Source organism: Nitrincola alkalisediminis (assembly GCF_009821115.1).
Classification (GTDB): Bacteria; Pseudomonadota; Gammaproteobacteria; order Pseudomonadales; family Balneatricaceae; genus Nitrincola; species Nitrincola alkalisediminis.
In genome coordinates, this window is record NZ_VYTY01000002.1 from 369,068 (window position 1) to 387,297 (window position 18,230).

The 18,230-nt window shown below is 46.5% G+C and carries 13 protein-coding genes; 6 read left to right on the forward strand and 7 right to left on the reverse strand.

Features of this window, described 5'->3' with window-relative positions; genetic code table 11:
* Positions 1–5: 5 nt before the first annotated feature.
* From F5971_RS04850 to glcC, 4 genes are read right to left on the reverse strand one after another with little or no spacing between them, the layout of a single operon-like run.
* Complete coding sequence (locus tag F5971_RS04850; protein WP_036509465.1) at positions 6–1,673, reverse strand: GMC family oxidoreductase; 1,668 nt, start codon at positions 1,671–1,673, stop codon at positions 6–8.
* Positions 1,674–1,713: 40 nt separating this feature from the next.
* Positions 1,714–2,430, reverse strand: coding sequence for an LrgB family protein (locus F5971_RS04855; protein WP_193494307.1), 717 nt, complete (start codon positions 2,428–2,430; stop codon positions 1,714–1,716).
* Positions 2,417–2,776, reverse strand: a complete 360-nt coding sequence (locus F5971_RS04860) for a CidA/LrgA family protein (RefSeq protein ID WP_193494308.1) — start codon at positions 2,774–2,776, stop codon at positions 2,417–2,419. The genes F5971_RS04855 and F5971_RS04860 overlap by 14 nt, the downstream gene beginning before the upstream one ends.
* A 22-nt stretch (positions 2,777–2,798) precedes the next feature.
* Positions 2,799–3,554 (reverse strand): transcriptional regulator GlcC, encoded by a 756-nt coding sequence (glcC, locus tag F5971_RS04865; RefSeq protein WP_193494309.1) that lies wholly within the window; start codon positions 3,552–3,554, stop codon positions 2,799–2,801.
* Between the two features lie 254 nt (positions 3,555–3,808).
* On the opposite strand from glcC, the gene aas reads away from it, so the two are divergent.
* The 6 genes from aas to F5971_RS04895 all read left to right on the forward strand — a co-directional run bounded on the left by aas (position 3,809) and on the right by F5971_RS04895 (position 12,257).
* Positions 3,809–5,968 carry a bifunctional acyl-ACP--phospholipid O-acyltransferase/long-chain-fatty-acid--ACP ligase gene (gene aas / locus F5971_RS04870; RefSeq protein ID WP_193494310.1) on the forward strand — a complete coding sequence of 720 codons (2,160 nt, stop codon included), beginning with the start codon at positions 3,809–3,811 and terminating at the stop codon, positions 5,966–5,968.
* A gap of 102 nt (positions 5,969–6,070) precedes the next feature.
* Complete coding sequence (gene glcD, locus F5971_RS04875) at positions 6,071–7,570, forward strand: glycolate oxidase subunit GlcD (RefSeq protein ID WP_036509463.1); 1,500 nt, start codon at positions 6,071–6,073, stop codon at positions 7,568–7,570.
* Positions 7,570–8,676 (forward strand): glycolate oxidase subunit GlcE, encoded by a 1,107-nt coding sequence (gene glcE, locus F5971_RS04880; RefSeq protein ID WP_193494311.1) that lies wholly within the window; start codon positions 7,570–7,572, stop codon positions 8,674–8,676. The genes glcD and glcE overlap by 1 nt, the downstream gene beginning before the upstream one ends.
* A gap of 13 nt (positions 8,677–8,689) precedes the next feature.
* Positions 8,690–9,919, forward strand: coding sequence for a glycolate oxidase subunit GlcF (glcF, locus tag F5971_RS04885; protein ID WP_193494312.1), 1,230 nt, complete (start codon positions 8,690–8,692; stop codon positions 9,917–9,919).
* Positions 9,920–9,940: 21 nt separating this feature from the next.
* On the forward strand, positions 9,941–10,348 hold the full coding sequence (locus tag F5971_RS04890) for a heme-binding protein (RefSeq protein WP_036509459.1): 408 nt from the start codon (positions 9,941–9,943) through the stop codon (positions 10,346–10,348).
* A gap of 415 nt (positions 10,349–10,763) precedes the next feature.
* Positions 10,764–12,257, forward strand: coding sequence for an alanine/glycine:cation symporter family protein (locus F5971_RS04895; RefSeq protein ID WP_036509457.1), 1,494 nt, complete (start codon positions 10,764–10,766; stop codon positions 12,255–12,257).
* 258 nt (positions 12,258–12,515) lie between these two features.
* Here F5971_RS04895 and aceF read toward each other — a convergent pair whose 3' ends face one another.
* The 3 genes from aceF to pdhR form a co-directional block, all read right to left on the reverse strand.
* The gene (aceF, locus tag F5971_RS04900) at positions 12,516–14,480 is read right to left on the reverse strand and encodes a dihydrolipoyllysine-residue acetyltransferase (protein ID WP_036509454.1); all 1,965 of its coding nucleotides are present in this window, start codon (positions 14,478–14,480) and stop codon (positions 12,516–12,518) included.
* Between the two features lie 40 nt (positions 14,481–14,520).
* Complete coding sequence (aceE, locus tag F5971_RS04905; RefSeq protein ID WP_237748541.1) at positions 14,521–17,178, reverse strand: pyruvate dehydrogenase (acetyl-transferring), homodimeric type; 2,658 nt, start codon at positions 17,176–17,178, stop codon at positions 14,521–14,523.
* Between the two features lie 206 nt (positions 17,179–17,384).
* Positions 17,385–18,158: a pyruvate dehydrogenase complex transcriptional repressor PdhR gene (gene pdhR, locus F5971_RS04910; RefSeq protein ID WP_036509451.1), complete on the reverse strand. Its 774-nt coding sequence runs from the start codon at positions 18,156–18,158 to the stop codon at positions 17,385–17,387.
* Positions 18,159–18,230 lie beyond the last annotated feature (72 nt).

Below are 18,230 nucleotides of genomic sequence, written 5' to 3' on the forward strand. Positions count from 1 at the left end.
TCATTTTATGGGGTTATCTCCCCTAAAATCCAGGCTGACGCCTTTTCTGCAATCATTAATGTGGGTGAGTTCGTATTTCCACTTGTAATGGTTGGCATGACACTGGCATCCACCACCCTAAGGCCCGAAACCCCCTTCACTTGCAAACGCGAATTCAAGACCGCCATAGGGTCATCGTCGGCCCCCATTTTTACGGTTCCCACCGGATGAAAAATCGTGGTCGCAATATCGCCAGCTAAGCGAATCAACTCATCATCACTTTGATACTGCACGCCCGGCTTAATTTCTTCAGGTTCAAAAGGCGCCAGTGCTGGCTGGGCTACGATTTGGCGCACCTGCTTAAGACTTTGCGCTGCAATCAAACGATCTTCATCTGTGCTCAGATAGTTTGGACAAATATGAGGTGAGTCCTCTACGCTGGCTGAAGCGATTTCGACCACACCGCGACTGGTTGGATTTAAATTGCAAACGCTTACAGTCATCGCAGGAAAGGGGTGTAGATTTTCGCCAAATGCTTCTAAACTCAGCGGTTGTACATGATACTCCAAGTTTGCATAGTCCTGTGCTGGGTCAGACCGAGTAAATGCACCTAACTGGCTCGGCGCCATACTCATAGGCCCCGAACGTTTTAGCAAATACTCCGCACCAATCATCGCTTTCCCCCACACACTATTGGCCAGTGTATTGAGTGTTTTCACACCCTTAACTTTGAAGACTGATCGTATTTGCAAGTGATCCTGTAGGTTTTGTCCAACGCCTGGTGCATCAACCCAAACATCGATTCCATACCGCTGCAATAGGGCTTTAGGCCCAATACCTGACAACTGCAACAACTGTGGCGACCCTATTGCGCCTGCCGACAAAATCACCTCCTTCGCTGCCATCACAGAATCACGCCCACCAGAGCGAAGAACACGAACACCTGTAGCCCTTGGCACACTGTCTTTTCCAGACGCCAATAGGATTTTTTCAACCTGAACTTCTGTCCAGACCGTTAAATTGGGTCTTTCCAGAATGGGGCGCAAAAATGCCTTCGATGTATTCCAACGCCAACCTGACTTTTGATTCACCTCAAAGTAGCCAACTCCCTCATTATTCCCTGTATTAAAATCATCCGAACGAGGCACTCCAGCCTGCGTCGCCGCCTCGGCAAATCGCTCTAAGACCTCCCAACGCAAGCGCTGCTTTTCAACTCGCCATTCACCGCCATGCCCGTGATTCTTTGCAAAGGACTGCCCTTCTTTTGATTCTAAAAAGGCGGGGTCATCTAACCGATAATGATGCTCATGTTTTCTAAAATACTGAAGCACCTCCTCCCATCGCCAAGATTGATCCTGCGTAAGCTCGGCCCAGGTATCGTAGTCCCTCGCCTGCCCTCTCATATAAATCATGCCATTGATAGAAGAACAGCCACCCAAGGTTTTACCCCGAGGATAACGCAACACACGCCCATTAAGACCAGCATCCGGCTGAGTTTGATACAACCAATCCGTTCGAGGATTCCCAATACAATACAGATAACCAACAGGAATATGTATCCAGTGATAATTATCCTTTTTTCCTGCCTCAATCAACAATACCCGATTCGATGGATCTCGACTCAAACGGTTTGCCAACAAGCATCCGGCGGAACCTGCACCGACGATGATGTAATCAAATTCTGTAACTGACATCCTGATACTCACTTTTGATCAGCATAACGCTGTATTATTTTTATAAACCCATCAAGCGAACAACAAAGGGCACCAAAATCGAACTAAGCACACCGGTTAACCCCATGGCTAACCCAGCAAAGGCGCCGGTCAGAGTGCTTAATTGCATCGCATAAGCCGTCCCAAAACCATGAGCCGCCAACCCCAGAGCGAATCCTTGACTCGCCTGACGCTTTACGTTGAACAAACGGAAGACTAAAGGGGCCAACAAACACCCCATCACCCCTGTAATCAAGGCAAGTCCAGCCGCCAAGGATGGATAGCCACCGATTTGTTCTGCAATCCCGATCGCAATCGGTGAGGTCACCGACTTAGGCGCTAAGGATAGAAGCACCTCTGTAGATCCCCCCAAGACATGACCTATGGCAACCACCGTGATCACCGCCGTCACACTCCCCGATAGACAGGCAAGCAAAACGGGAAAAAATAAACGTCGAATACGCGCCAAGTGATCGAACAGTGGAATGGCCAAGGCAACTGTCGCCGGCCCCAGTAAAAAATGGATAAATTGTGCTCCCGAAAAATAGGCATCATACTCCGTGCCTGTGAGCATCAACAGTGTAATGATAATGGCCATGGCAACCAGCACCGGATGTAAAAAAGCCGAGCCCTTCGCCCACTCATTCAGTTTTTTCGCCAGCATAAACACAGCCAGCGTAACAATAATCCAAAACAGAGGCTGCGCTGAAAAATAGACCCAGAACTTAGTTAACTCCATGATCCTGACCTTCCTTTGACTTAAACCTTTCCATCACCCACGCCGCCACGATCAGGGTCAAAAATGTACTGACCAAAAGTGCCACTAATATGATCCACCATTGTTGTTTTATCTGATCAGCAAAGACCATCAAGCCAACGCCTGCGGGAATAAATAACAAGGAAAGGTGCGAAATCAAACCTGTCGCTGTCAAACGCAAACCATCTGGCACGCGCCCTAGAATCATCAACCCTACCAACAAGATAAGCATTCCAGCAACTGGTCCGGGAATAGGTGCATTGATGGCCATCATCAAAAGCTCACCCAGCAACTGACACAACAATAAAATAAATAAGCCCTGCAACATACATTTCAATCCTCTATAACAATTACCATCCATTTAAACGCATGGATGCTCGTATTAAACGCTGTTCTTCAGCTTCAATTTCATACAGACTGTCTCGAATACTGTGAATATGCTCAACAGCCGCTCGCTGAGCTTTTTCAGGGTCTTTATTAATAACAGCGTCAAACAGGCTTGCATGCTGCTTATTAATTTGACACATAGCAGCAGGGCGATGGTACAAATTATTTACAGAGGCAAACACTGAGCTAATCATTAAGTCTGTCAGCGATTGCAGTGTTTGCACGAGTACGGGATTGTGGGAAGCCTCACAAACGGCCAGATGAAAAGCATGATCTAAACGAGCATGTTCCTGGGGCTTAAGTGCCTTACCCCCTTTATGAGCCTCTGCCCACTCCACATAGCGCCGACGAATCATAATCATATCGGCGTCTGTAGCTCTCATCGCGGCCAGACGCGCAGACTCACCCTCTAAGAGAGCACGAACCTCTAGCAAATCATACAGGGTGCGGGGATGATCGCTAAACAAATGCATTAAGGGACTGGAAGGTCCGTTTAGCAGAGGCGCAACATAAGAGCCCTTACCCTGTTCTGTTCGAATAATACCGCGCGCCCTTAGTAGCTTTAACCCCTCTCGTAAGCCAGAACGCGAAACAGCTAGCTTTTCGGTTAAACGTCGTTCAGAAGGCAAACGCTGCCCGACGCTTAACACACCATCTAAGATCAGCGTTTCAATTTTCTCTGCCACCTGATCAGCAACCTGTGCCGTTGTTTTTGACATAATCACCTCGATGCATCCGGTCTGACCAAGAGCGACTTACTCTCGTTTTATTTGCATCATAATAGCTTGATCGGATAGAAAGTTATAAACGCTAAACAATATCCAAGAATTCAAACTGGTCAGACCAGAAATATACATAAGGGCATTATAGGCATGAATGAACCAAACTTGACAAATCAGGTCAACTTACAAAGACTTAAAAGCCACTGTTGAGACAACGTTTCTTTAACCCCAATTTGATGCTTATGACCACTATGATACGCAGGATAATAGAACACCTTTTAAGGACAGTTTTTGAACGCTTATTCAAATTAACACTTCATCAACAAGAAGGCGTTGATTTCTCACAACCGCGTTTGCTGATTATTGCAAATCATCAGTCTTTTATTGACGGTATGTTACTGGCGCTCTACTTACCGATTAAACCCGTCTTTGTCGTGCACTCTGATGTCAGTGCCAATCCTTTTTTCCGTTTTTTTCTTTCCAAAGTTGAATTTGTCTTAGTCGATCCTGCGCATCCAATGGCAATGAAAACCGTGATTAGACTTATCGAGTCTGGCAGACCCGTTGTTATCTTTCCCGAAGGGCGTATCACCCAGACAGGCTCCTTAATGAAAATATACGAAGGCCCTGCTTTTGTTGCGGCTAAGGCACAAGCAACACTGCTACCCGTGTGCATCGACGGCGCTTCACACACGTATTTTTCCAGACTGTCGGGTAAGCACCCACGGCAACTCTTTCCCAAGCTCAGCTTAACCTTCTTACCTACACGCCCCTTCACAATGCCTGAGGGTGAAAGTGCAAAGCTACGTCGAAAAAGAGCAGGAGAAGCCCTCAGACGCGTGATGCAAGAGATGATTTTCACTTCGTGCAAGCCTAAAACGCTCTTTTCCTCTCTATGCCACGCAAGCAAACTGTACGGTAAGCGTCGTAAGCTGGTTGAAGATATCAAGCAAATTGAATACTCCTACAACGACCTGCTCAAAATGGCGTTAATGCTTGGAAAAAAAACGGAAGCATTTTCAAGTGAACACGAAAATATCGGTGTTCTATTACCGAATCTTGCTCCGACCCTTGGGTTGATTTTTGGCATGACCGCTCGACAACGCGTCCCAGCCCTACTGAACTACACAGCAGGAGTCGAGGCACTACAATCTGCCTGCGACGTAGCCAAAGTGACAAAAATCATCACCTCTAAGGCTTTCATAGAGCAAGCAAAGCTTGAGGATAAAATAGCTCAATTGCGCGGAATCACCTTTCATTACTTAGAGGATATTCGTGCCAGCATCACGCTTGCAGACAAATTATGGCTGGTGGGCTGGGCACTTCATCGCCCCTTATCCTTTGAGAAGCCTGCCTCCACGGAATCCACCGCAGTTGTTTTGTACACATCAGGCTCTGAAGGCAAACCCAAAGGGGTTGTTCTCTCTCACCGTGCCATCATGGCCAACATTAACCAAATACGGGCAGTAACTGACTTTTCAGTCTACGACAAGGTGTTTAATGCCTTACCTATCTTTCACTCATTTGGTTTAACGGCAGGTGCTCTTTTGCCTGTTCTATCGGGGATGAGCCTATTTTTGTATCCAACTCCCCTGCATTATCGAATAATTCCAGAATTATCCTATGATCGAGGATGTACAATCCTATTTGGCACCTCTACTTTCTTAAATCATTATGGAAAATACGCACACCCCTATGACTTCCACCGCTTACGCTATGTGGTTGCGGGAGCTGAAAAACTAACGGACTCTGTGCGCAATCTTTGGTTCGATAAGTTTGGTCTGCGTGTATTTGAAGGCTACGGCACAACCGAAACCGCACCCGTATTGGCCGTGAACACTCCGATGGCCTATCGCTATGGGAGCGTCGGACAGTTTCTTCCCTTGATTGAGTCTCGCATCACGCCCATAGAAGGCATTGAACAAGGCGGCGCGCTGCATGTACGAGGACCCAATGTGATGTCCGGCTACTTAAAAGTGGATCAACCCGGCATTCTACAACCTCCCACGTCCAGTGTAGGTGACGGCTGGTACGAAACAGGCGATATTGTTGAAATAGATAACGATGGATACATCGCAATCATTGGTCGATTAAAGCGCTTTGCGAAACTCGCGGGTGAAATGATTAGCTTAGAAGTTGCAGAAACTCTTGCCTATGCGGTTTCACCCGACAAGCTCCATGCCGTCTCCTCTAGACCCGATACCCGAAAAGGCGAAGCTTTGGTGCTATTCACAACCGACCCAACCCTCACGAAAGATCAACTCTTGAAGCATGCACAAGCATCGGGGGTGAGTGAGATCGCGGTGCCTCGTGAAATACAATACGTTGACACATTACCGCTACTTGGAACCGGCAAAATAGATTATGTAACGCTTAAAACACTTGCTCAAAGGACTTTACCCATACCCTAACCAACGGAGGCTATCAATTACTGGTCAGACCAGAGGCTGAATTTATTGACCTAATGCACTTCAGATACCAAGATTGCTGTAACCCAACTTTAGGTGAACGCAATGAATATCTTGCATGATGAACGTATTGATGGAAAATTACCGCGTGTAGATCGATCAGCTCTGGTACAAGAGCTGATCGCACACTTGCCCAGTCTTCATCTTCTTTACAAAGACGAAGACTTAGCACCCTATGAATGCGATGGTCTGTCAGCCTATCGCACAAAACCCTTGCTTGTGGTCTTACCAGAAACCGTTGACCAAGTTCAGAAGATCATGAAGATTTGTCATGACTTTGGCGCTCCTGTTGTGGCAAGAGGTGCAGGCACTGGGCTTTCTGGGGGCGCACTGCCTATTGAGCAAGGCGTATTGCTGGTTCTGGCAAAACTAAACAAAATTCTTGAAATCAATCCAGAAGGTCGCTTTGCCCGTGTGCAACCCGGTGTTCGAAATCTTGCCATTTCAGAAGCGAGTGCTCCGTATGGTCTTTACTATGCACCGGATCCCTCGTCACAAATTGCCTGTTCAATTGGTGGTAATGTTGCCGAAAACGCAGGAGGGGTTCATTGTCTCAAATACGGATTAACCGTACATAATCTTCTAAAAATCAATATTATTACCGTTGAAGGTGAGTTTTTAACGCTGGGCAGCGATGCTCTTGACACTGCGGGCTTTGACCTCCTCGCTTTATTTACGGGCTCTGAGGGGATGCTCGGTATTGTGGTTGAGGTCACGGTGAAGCTTTTACCCAAACCCAAGGTTGCAAAGGTATTAATGGCCAGCTTTGATGACATTGGCAAAGCAGGCCAGGCCGTTGGCAATATTATTGCGGCAGGCATCATTCCAGGCGGTCTTGAAATGATGGACAACCTTGCCATTAAAGCGGCTGAAGACTTTATCCACGCAGGATATCCAATCGACGCACAAGCCATTTTACTCTGCGAACTCGATGGCGTTGAGTCTGACGTTGACGAAGATTGTCAAATCGTTCGCTCTGTGCTCGAAAACTCCGGCGCAACCGCTATTCAAATGGCAAAGGATGAGGCTGAACGCCAACGTTTTTGGGCGGGACGTAAAAATGCCTTTCCAGCCGTTGGTCGTATTTCTCCTGACTACTATTGTATGGATGGCACCATCCCTCGCCGAGAACTCCCCAACGTCCTGACGGGCATCCAAGCCTTATCCGAAGAGTACGGTCTAGCCGTTGCTAATGTCTTCCATGCAGGGGATGGCAATATGCATCCGTTGATTCTATTTGATGCAAACCAACCCGGAGAATTAGAAAAGGCCGAGGCACTGGGCGGTAAGATTTTAGAACTATGCGTTAAAGTTGGAGGCTCTATAACGGGCGAGCATGGTGTTGGCCGTGAAAAAATCAATCAAATGTGCTCACAATTTAATAACGATGAAATTGAAGTATTTCACGCGGTGAAAGCAGCCTTTGACCCAAAAACTTTGCTAAACCCAGGAAAAAACATTCCAACCCTACATCGTTGCGCTGAGTTCGGAAAAATGCATATTCACCATGGCGAACTCCCCTTTCCTGAACTGGAGCGTTTCTAATGACCCTAGCACCGTCTCATGCACATGACTCTCCCTATCGCCCAGGTGAGCGCCCTTCAGCGACATCTGAAGCCTTATTATTGGAACAAATCCATCAAGCTCTCTCTGAAAAAAAATCCCTCAGCATACAAGGTGGCAACACCAAGTCCTTCCTAGGCCGCCCTGTGGATGCATCAACCATCTGCACCAAAGCACACTCTGGGATTGTGAGTTATGATCCTACTGAGCTGGTCGTTACCGTTCGCGCGGGTACGCCTTTAGCCGAGTTAGAGAGCATCTTAGACGAAAAAGGGCAAATGCTGGCGTTTGAGCCACCTCATTTTGGGGAAGCAGCCACCGTCGGCGGCATGGTTGCAGCGGGTCTTTCTGGACCACGCAGACCTTGGTCTGGATCCGTTCGTGATTTTGTCTTGGGTACCAAAGTCATCACCGGACAGGGTAAGTTATTACGATTTGGTGGAGAGGTGATGAAAAATGTTGCGGGCTATGATGTCTCACGACTCATGGTAGGAAGCTACGGATGCCTCGGCCTTATCACCGAAGTATCGATGAAAGTCTTACCTAAACCGAAACATCAGCAGCACCTATCACTTCAAATATCTCAAAAGGATGCGCTCGCTTGCTTAGAAAAATGGGGGCAAGCCTCGCTCCCCTTAACCGCTGCCTGCTTTTTTAATGACACCCTTTATTTAAGGCTTGAGGGTGGCGACAGCTCCGTCAAAACCTTTTCAAATCAATTAAATGGCAGTGCCATTGATCCAAACTTTTGGCTAAACCTAAAAGAGCATCAACTTCCTTTCTTTAAGGATTCTGGTTTGCTTTGGCGATGTTCAGTTCCCTCTCAAAGTCAGGCACTCACCCTTCCGGGTGAGCAAATTCTTGACTGGGGCGGTGCTCAGCGCTGGCTAAAAACATCACAGTCACCCGAAGCCATTCGAACAGCCGTCGCTCAGCTTGGTGGACACGCCACGGCTTTTACACCGGGTATTACGACGACACCTTTCCACCCGTTGCCAACGCTATTAATGCGCTACCACCAACGACTGAAAGCGCAACTGGATCCAACTCAACTATTCAATCCCGGCCGCATGTATAGCGATTATTAAAAGAGAGAGCCACATGCAAACAAACCTGTCTGATGAAGCTAAAAAATTGCCTCGTGCTAAAGAGGCCGAAGAGATTTTACGCAGTTGCGTACACTGTGGCTTCTGCACAGCAACCTGCCCCACCTATCAACTGCTGGGAGATGAACTAGATGGACCAAGAGGACGCATTTATTTAATTAAAAACTTTTTAGAAGGAGCCGACATCAGTCGAGAAACACAACAGCACCTTGATCGTTGTTTATCCTGTCGTAACTGCGAAACCACCTGCCCTTCAGGTGTGGAGTACCATACACTTTTAGACATAGGTAGAGCCGCCATTGAAGACAAGGTTGGACGTCCACTTGTTGAAAAATTTACACGTAATACCCTTAGACACGTCATTCCAAATCCAATCGTGTTTACTCCTCTACTCAAAACAGGACAATGGCTACGTCCAATTTTACCTAAGGCCCTAAAATACAAAATTCCCCTTGCGGCAGCGACAAAAAAACTGAATCGACCCGATACCCTTCACACTCGAACCTATTTAGTACTAGAAGGCTGTGTTCAGCCAAGCTTGTCACCTAACACCAATGCAGCGGCAGCACGTGTATTGGATAGACTTGGCATAAATCTTGTCAGTATTCGAGAAGCAGGCTGCTGTGGTGCGGTAGATTATCATTTAAATGCGCATGAAAGGGCTTTGGAAAGAGCCAAGAAAAACATCGATGCTTGGTGGCCAAGCATTGACGCGGGAGCAGAAGGCATTATTCAAACGGCGAGTGGCTGCGGTGCCTTTATTAAAGACTATGGCCATCTACTTAAGCATGATACTGACTATGCGCACAAAGCAAAACGCATTTCCGAACTCAGTGTGGATCTTATTGAGGTTTTACTAAACGAAAATTTGGAAACGCTTAAACCCGACACCAACGCTCGGATCGCCTTCCACTGCCCCTGCACACTTCAGCATGCACTCAAACTGAATGGCAAAGTTGAGTCTCTACTTAAAAATCTTGGATTTTCATTAACTCACGTCGAAAATAGCCATTTATGTTGCGGATCTGCAGGAACCTATTCTATTACTCAACCCAAATTGTCTATACAATTACGAGACAACAAGCTTGATGCCTTGGAAAAAGAACAGCCAGATGTTATTGCAACAGCTAATATTGGCTGCCAAACACACCTCAATTCTGCAGACAGAACACCTGTTTTGCACTGGATTGAAATTCTCGAACGTGCCCTAAACGATCACAAATAACCTTATTAGGAGTTTTTCTATATGTACACTAAACACGCTTTATCGCTTGCAGATGCCCAACAGATTTTGGCTGCAGCCGCACAAGAGGCGAATGACAACCAATGGGCCGTCGCCATTGCTATCGTTGACGACGGTGGCCATTTGCTGGCGATGCAGCGTACCGAAGCATGCGCACCTGTCGGATCCTATATCGCCATCGAAAAAGCCAGAACGGCTGCCCTCGGTCGACGTGAAACAAAGGTGTATGAAGATATGATCAATGCAGGGCGCAATGCGTTTTTATCAGCCCCTGTTATTAGCGCCACACTTGAAGGTGGGGTTCCTGTTATTGTCGATAACCAAGTGATTGGCGCTGTCGGTGTGTCAGGTGTTAAATCAAACGAAGACGCTCAGATTGCGAAAGCGGGCATTGCTGCACTAAGCCTCTAAGCTTTACATCTCGTCGATATTCACATGCTTGATGTGGATATCGACCTCCCACACACATCGAATACTTCACGCTTACATGAATTGTGTTTCCCCTTTATGACTCAGACCTCACTAACTGAATCGGAGAAACACTACCAACATTCAAACCAAACGAGCTGTAACGAAGCACACCCATTCTAAGCCATTGTATTACATAGATTAAAAACTGATTCAACCATAACATTTTTATCAGCAACTCATATTGCTTACTTTTTTATCCTGTTTTTAAATCAAAAAACAGGAAATAATATCGTAATAAAGGCATATTTAGCCATATTATATAGTGTTATTGATAGATATTAGATATATGTTGTAGGAAAATATCCGGCTTCAGCGTTTAGCTGATTTAACAACAATAATGAACCAGGAACTAACAATGGAAACACTTGTTAATACGCTCAATGGCTATATTTGGAGCAATGCTCTCATCTACCTCTGCTTGGGCGCAGGCTTGTTCTATTCAATTCTTACCCGGTTTGCACAAGTTCGCCACTTTAAAGAAATGTGGCGTTTGCTGTTTAGCTCACGTGAATCTGCACAGGGCATCTCTTCATTTCAAGCACTTGCAGTTTCCCTCTCCGGTCGTGTGGGTGTAGGTAATATTGCGGGTGTTGCTGCAGCGATTGGTTTTGGTGGACCCGGTGCAATCTTCTGGATGTGGGTGGTTGCTTTCTTAGGTGCAAGTACCGCATATGCAGAATCAACCCTAGGTCAAATTTACAAGGTTAACGATAATGGCCAGTATCGCGGTGGACCCGCCTATTACTTTGACCGTTGCCTAGGTTGGCGCTGGTTAGGGGTTCTCTTTGCTATTTCTGCAATTATTGCGTGCGGTGTGTTCTTACCCGGAATCCAAGCCAACGCGGTAGGTAATGCCTTCACTCAGGTTTTTGGTGATGGCAACATGGTCAGTAGCAGTTATGGTGAAGTCGGCACGAACAAGCTGATTGCCTTGGCGGTTATATTGATCGTACTTGCGTTTATCATTTTTGGTGGTATTAAGCGCATTGCTCACTTTACACAGATCGTTGTTCCTTTCATGGCCCTCGGTTATATCGTTATGGCCTTGATCATTATCTTCTTAAACCTCGACAAACTGCCTGGCATTTTTGGCTTAATTCTGTCTGACGCTTTCACAGCTCAAGCAGGCTTTGGTGCCGCGATTGGCTGGGGTGTGAAGCGTGGTATCTACTCAAACGAAGCTGGACAAGGTACTGGCCCTCATGCAGCTGCTGCAGCGGAAGTTGATCACCCAGCACAGCAAGGTCTCGTGCAAGCATTTTCTGTGTATGTTGATACACTGTTCGTTTGCTCTGCAACAGCGTTCATGATTTTGATCACACAACAGTACAACGTCCAAGGCACGCTCGAAGCAGGCCAGTTCATTGTACAAAACGTTGATGCATCAACTGTTATTGGATCTGCAGCCTTCACTCAGATGGCACTGTTAAGTGTCTTTGGTAACATAGGCCCAATGTTTGTAGGGTTTGCACTCTTCTTCTTTGCCTTCACCACTATCTTGGCTTACTACTACATTGCTGAAACCAATGTTGCGTATCTGAACAGCCTATTCAAAATCAACATCCCATTAACCATCGTTAAGCTTGTCATCATGTTTATGGTGGCGTACGGCACCGTTAACAGTGCTGGTTATATTTGGGACTTAGGTGACGTTGGTGTAGGCCTCATGGCTTGGATTAACATTGTAGGTATCATCATTATCTTCTTCGTTGCGAAGCCGACTATGATCGCACTAAGAGACTATGAAGCTCAGAAAAAAGCAGGTGGTCCAATCACCTTCGACCCAGTGAAGCTTGGCATCAAGAATGCGACCTTCTGGGAAGAGCGTCTAAAAGATAAAAAGCAATAATCTAAGATCCTTTATATAAAAGCTCCGCTAGTCGGAGCTTTTTCATTTCTGAATCCTCTCACTGCCCCTACCATCCCACGTCTTTCGATCTTTAAGTCTTTAAGTCTTTAGGTCTTTAGGTCTTTAGGTCTTGTCTTTAGACCAGCAAACATTCCCTCCCCAGCAAGGTGACTCAGATTTTAGCCTGATGGGGTTACCAGCTTCACAGGGCAAACAAAAAAGGCTCCACAAAGGAGCCTTTTTCAAAGGGAGTTTACCTTAGAGTAACAAGCGTCGAATATCACTCAACAGTGCATTCAAGTCGGTTAAGAACCGGCCTGCATCCCCACCGTTAATTGCACGATGATCATAGGACAAGCACAAAGGCAGCATCAAACGAGGCTCAAACTCTTTTCCATTCCAGCGAGGCTGAATATCGGCTTTAGACACACCCAAAATGGCTACTTCAGGCGCATTTACAATCGGCGTAAACCCTTTACCGCCAATTCCACCTAAGCTAGAGATCGTAAAGCAAGCGCCCTGCATCTCATTTGGCTTCAACTTACGATCTTTTGCTTTTCCAGCTAACTCAACTGACTCTTTTGACAATTCATACACAGACTTTTGATCCGCATCTTTGATGACAGGAACCATGAGTCCATTTGGCGTATCAACAGCCAAGCCAATGTTTACATATTTTTTATACACAATATGCTCACCATCAGCATGCAAAGACGCATTGAACTTCTGATGACGCTTGAGAGCGATTGCACAGGCTTTGATCAAGAAAGGCAAAGGAGTCAACTTAACGCCAGATTTCAGTGCCTCATCCTTAACTTCTTTACGGAAGGCTTCCAGAGCCGTGATATCCGCGTCATCAAACTGGGTTACATGAGGAATATTCAACCAGCAACGCGACATATTATCACGCGTCACCTTATCGATTTTATTCAACTTAACCATTTCGATTTCACCAAACTTACTGAAATCGACAGCCGGAATAGCAGGTATCCCTGAACCACTGGCAAGCGCTGGAGCTGATTGCGGCTTCTCGCTCAACTGCTTCAATGTCGTTTTGACATAGAGCTGCACGTCTTCCTTAAGAATACGTCCTTTGGATCCTGTACCTGTCACGCGAGACAAATCAACCCCAAACTCGCGTGCCAAAGCCCGTACCGCTGGCCCAGCATGCACTTGACGATTGGACTTTTCAAGATTGGCTAAATCAACTGGAGCACTAGTCTTAGCGACAGAAGGAGCCTGCGCGCTCGGCGCCGATGCAGCAGGTGCTGGTGCTGGTGCTGGTGATGCCGCAACAGTCGCAACTGATGCAGCCCCCTTAACCTCCACCTCAAGCAGCAAGTCACCTTCGTTAACCTTGTCGCCCACCTTAATCTTCATGGAAGTGATCACTCCACCAAAGGGAGCAGGAACTTCCATCGACGCTTTATCAGTCTCTAGAGTAATCAGGCTATCGCCTTCATTGATGCTATCACCCTCTTTTACTAGAACTTCAATGACATCAACATCTGAAGCGCCACTGAGATCTGGGATCAAGACTGATTGCACATCAGAAGACACAACAGCTGCAGCAGGCGCAGGCGCCGCTTCTGTAGTCACTGCAGAAGGAACTGTAGCTTCAGCCACTGCAGCTACAGTAGCTACAGTAGCTGAAGCACTCTCAAGCTCGATTAACAAGTCACCTTCGTTAACCTTATCACCTTCTTTAATGTGCAAAGCTTTAATAACCCCGGATGATGGCGCTGGAACTTCCATCGAAGCCTTATCTGTCTCCAGTGTAATAAGGCTATCGCCTTCGTTAACACTGTCGCCGACTTTTACTAGCACTTCGATGACATCTACATCAGAAGCGCCACTTAAATCAGGAATTAAAACCTTTTCAACAGAAGTAGACGCGGCAACGGGTGCCGGACTGGCCACCGGTGCAACTACCACGGGCTCTTTCACGTCTTCCTTTGCCACGGAAACTTCTGGTGCCGCTGACGATTCGACTTCAAGTTCTAGCAGTAAGTCGCCTTCATTAACCTGATCACCCTCTTTAACATGAAAAGCTGTGATCACGCCGGAAGCGGTTGAAGGCACTTCCATAGACGCTTTATCCGTTTCAAGTGCGATAAGGCTATCGCCTTCATTCACACGATCACCCACTTTGACCAACACTTCGATAACATCAACATCTGATGCACCGCTTAGGTCAGGAATTGTAACTGTCAGTTTGCTCACAATAATATCCTCTCGCTTAACCTATCAGAAGTGCCTGTTATCACACGGTCCAAGGAGCCGGTTTTTCAGGATTAATATTAAACTTCTGCATGGCTTTGGCGACGACTGAAGCCTCCAGTTTGCCTTCTTCCTGCAGGGCTTTTAAAGCTGCAACAACGACATAATAGCGATTCACTTCGAAGAATTCGCGCAGTTTCGCACGCGTATCAGAGCGACCAAAACCATCTGTACCCAATACTTTATAACGGCGTGGAATGTATTCGCGCAACTGATCAGCATACATACGCATATAGTCAGTTGATGCAATCACTGGACCTTCATGGCCTTTTAAGCATTGCTCAATAAACGACTCACGCGGCGCTTCTTCTGGGTGGAGGAAATTCCAACGGTAAACAGCCATCGCATCGCGACGCAGTTCATTGATAGAAGTAGTACTCCATACATCTGATTCCACACCAAACTCATCACGCAGAATCAGTGCAGCTTCTCTGACTTCACGAAGGATCGAACCACAGCCCATTAATTGAACTTTAAGGTCAGCTTTTTTCCCTTCATCTAACAAATACATCCCTTTAATGATTCCTTCCTCAGCACCCGTTGGCATATCTGGGTGAGTGTAGTTTTCATTCAAAGTCGTGATGTAGTAAAACTTGTTTTCTTGATCATGGAACATGCGCTTCAAGCCATCTTGAACAATGACTGTCAACTCATAACCATAGGTTGGATCATAGCTTACACAGTTCGGGATCATTTGAGCCATAAGATGGCTGTGACCGTCCTGGTGCTGCAAACCTTCACCATTAAGCGTCGTACGACCTGAGGTTGCTCCGATCAAGAAGCCACGCGCTTGAGAGTCGCCCGCTGCCCATGTCAGATCCATTACACGCTGGAATCCAAACATAGAGTAAAAAATGTAAAAAGGAATCACTGGGCAGTTGTTGTTGCTGTACGAAGTCGCACAAGCCAACCAAGCACTAAATGCACCAGACTCGTTGATACCTTCTTCTAGGATTTGTCCAGTTTTAGACTCTTTGTAAAACATGATCTGATCACGATCATGAGGCGTGTAGCGTTGCCCTTGAGACGTATAGATACCTAACTGGCGGAACATACCTTCCATACCAAAGGTACGGGCCTCGTCTGGTACAATCGGAACAATGCGATTACCAATGTTCTTGTCTTTCACCAAAGTGCTTAGAACACGGTTCAGAGCCATTTGAGTTGAAATTTCACGCTCACCGGTCCCTTTGAGTTGTCCACTGAAGACCTCAAGGTCAGGTGTTTCCAACTGCTGGAACTCATTACGTCGCGCAGGATAGAAACCACCTAGCTGCTTGCGTCGCTCGAACATGTACTTCATTTCAGGTGAGTCAGGTGATGGACGGTAGTAAGGAAGATCTTCGAGCTGATCATCGGTAAGCGGAATATTAAAGTTGTCACGGAAGGCTTTTAGATCATCCAGTGCCACTTTCTTCATGGAGTGCGTATCGTTTTTCGCCTCTCCTGACTTACCAGTACCATAGCCTTTAACAGTTTGCGCTAAGATAACGGTAGGCTGTCCTTTGTGATTCATGGCCGCATTGTAAGCCGCATACACCTTGTACGGGTCATGGCCACCACGGTTCAGATTCATAATATCCTGATCGGTCATATCACTGACCATTTCTAGCAGCTCAGGGTATTTTCCGAAGAAATGTTCACGCGTGTAAGCGCCGCCGTTGGCTTTATAATTTTGCAACTCACCATCAACCACTTCATCCATGCGCTTTTGCAGCAACCCTTTCGAATCCTTTTCAAACAAAGGATCCCAATGACGTCCCCATAGACACTTGATGACGTTCCAACCCGCACCACGGAAAATGGATTCGAGTTCTTGTACAATTTTACCGTTACCACGAACGGGGCCATCCAAGCGCTGCAAGTTACAGTTAACAACGAAAACCAAGTTTTCGAGCTGCTCACGTCCAGCCAATGAAATTGCACCCAAGGATTCTGGCTCATCGCACTCGCCATCGCCAAGGAATGCCCAGACTTTACGGTTTCCACGTTTGACCAAGTCACGCGCTGACAAATAGCGCATGACATGTGCTTGGTAAATCGCCTGAATTGGACCGAGACCCATCGATACGGTTGGGAACTGCCAAAAATTCGGCATTAACCATGGGTGTGGATAGGAAGATAAACCATTTCCATCAACTTCACGGCGGAAATTATCCATCTGCTCTTCTGTCAAGCGCCCTTCTAGATACGCTCTAGCATAGATTCCTGGAGAAATGTGCCCTTGGAAAAACACCATATCCGACTCACGGTCACCTTCTGGACCATGAAAGAAATAGTTAAAACCAATATCATAAAGAGTTGCTGAGGATGAAAAGCTTGATATATGGCCGCCCAACGCATCGCTATTGTTGTTGGCACGCATCACCATTGCCATCGCGTTCCAGCGGATAAATGAGCGTATGCGACGCTCCATAAACAAATCACCCGGCATACGAGCTTCGTCACGCGGATTGATCGTGTTACGGTAAGGCGTAGTTAATGTTCCCGCCGCACCTAGACCTATTTCTGAGGCTTTATGGCCAAGTTTTTTCAACAGATAGCGAGCCCGATCACTGCCCTCATTTTTCGCAACCGACTCGAGGGCTTCAAGCCATTCCTGAGTTTCAATTGGATCTACATCGTCGATGATATCTTGCACTTTGTTATTCTCCAGTCAGTTTTTAACCGTGTTTTGAAAGACTAGACGCCCTTAGGCATGTTTTCATGCTGCATTGCACAGTTTTTTTTGGTAATTTCGTGTAGTAATACTACGCAATAATGGAATAACTGTCTATAAGATACCAAATATTGACGTCAGCTTAAGAGTTAAAGGCTATTTTTGTAGTAAAAATACAAAAGTTTTCATTAAGACTCATCTACATCGGTTAATGAAGAACGCCGCAGTGACCTTTCAAGACGTGTATTTTCCCGCCCTTGCTCCAAAAGCGCCTCTTCAACAAACATAAGATGATCATGGGCTGCCTTTCGAGCTTTTTCGGGCTCGCCATTCTCAATGGCCTCCAGCAAAACACCGTGCTGAGAATGAATGCTAGATCTCCAGTTATCTTTTGGATAGATATTTTTCAGGTTATCACCTATGTGGTGTCGCAACAGCGTAAATAAAGCTCTCATCATATGCAGCAAGACCATATTATGTGTTGACGCCGCTATCGCTAGATGGAAATCGACATCCGCCATGACTTCTTTATCAAAGGCTTTTTCATCATGATAGCGCTGCAAGTCCTCGTAGCACTTACGAATTTCACGCTTATCAGCCGCTGTGCTCCGCATGGCCGCGTAGTAAGCTGACACACCTTCAAGCGCATGACGAAACTCAAGTAAATCATATTGAGCTTCTGGGTGGTGTTTAAACAAATCCAACAATGGATCTGACAAACTCTCGCCTAAGCGCTCGGTTACATAGGTCCCTCCCCCTTGCCGACTGCTCAACAACCCCTTTGCCACCATTTTCTGCACAGCTTCACGAACAGACGGCCTTGACACTTCGAACCTTAATGCCAATTCTCGCTCAGGCGGCAAACGCTGACCAGGCTTAAGCGCACCTTCTAAGATCATCGCTTCCATTTGTTGCATGATCACATCTGAAATTTTTGGCTGTTTCACTCTAAGATACCCCATCAACCTTACTTACACACCCCGTATAAAATTGGTATTACCAATAAGTAAAACATAGAAACACAGAAAAGCACT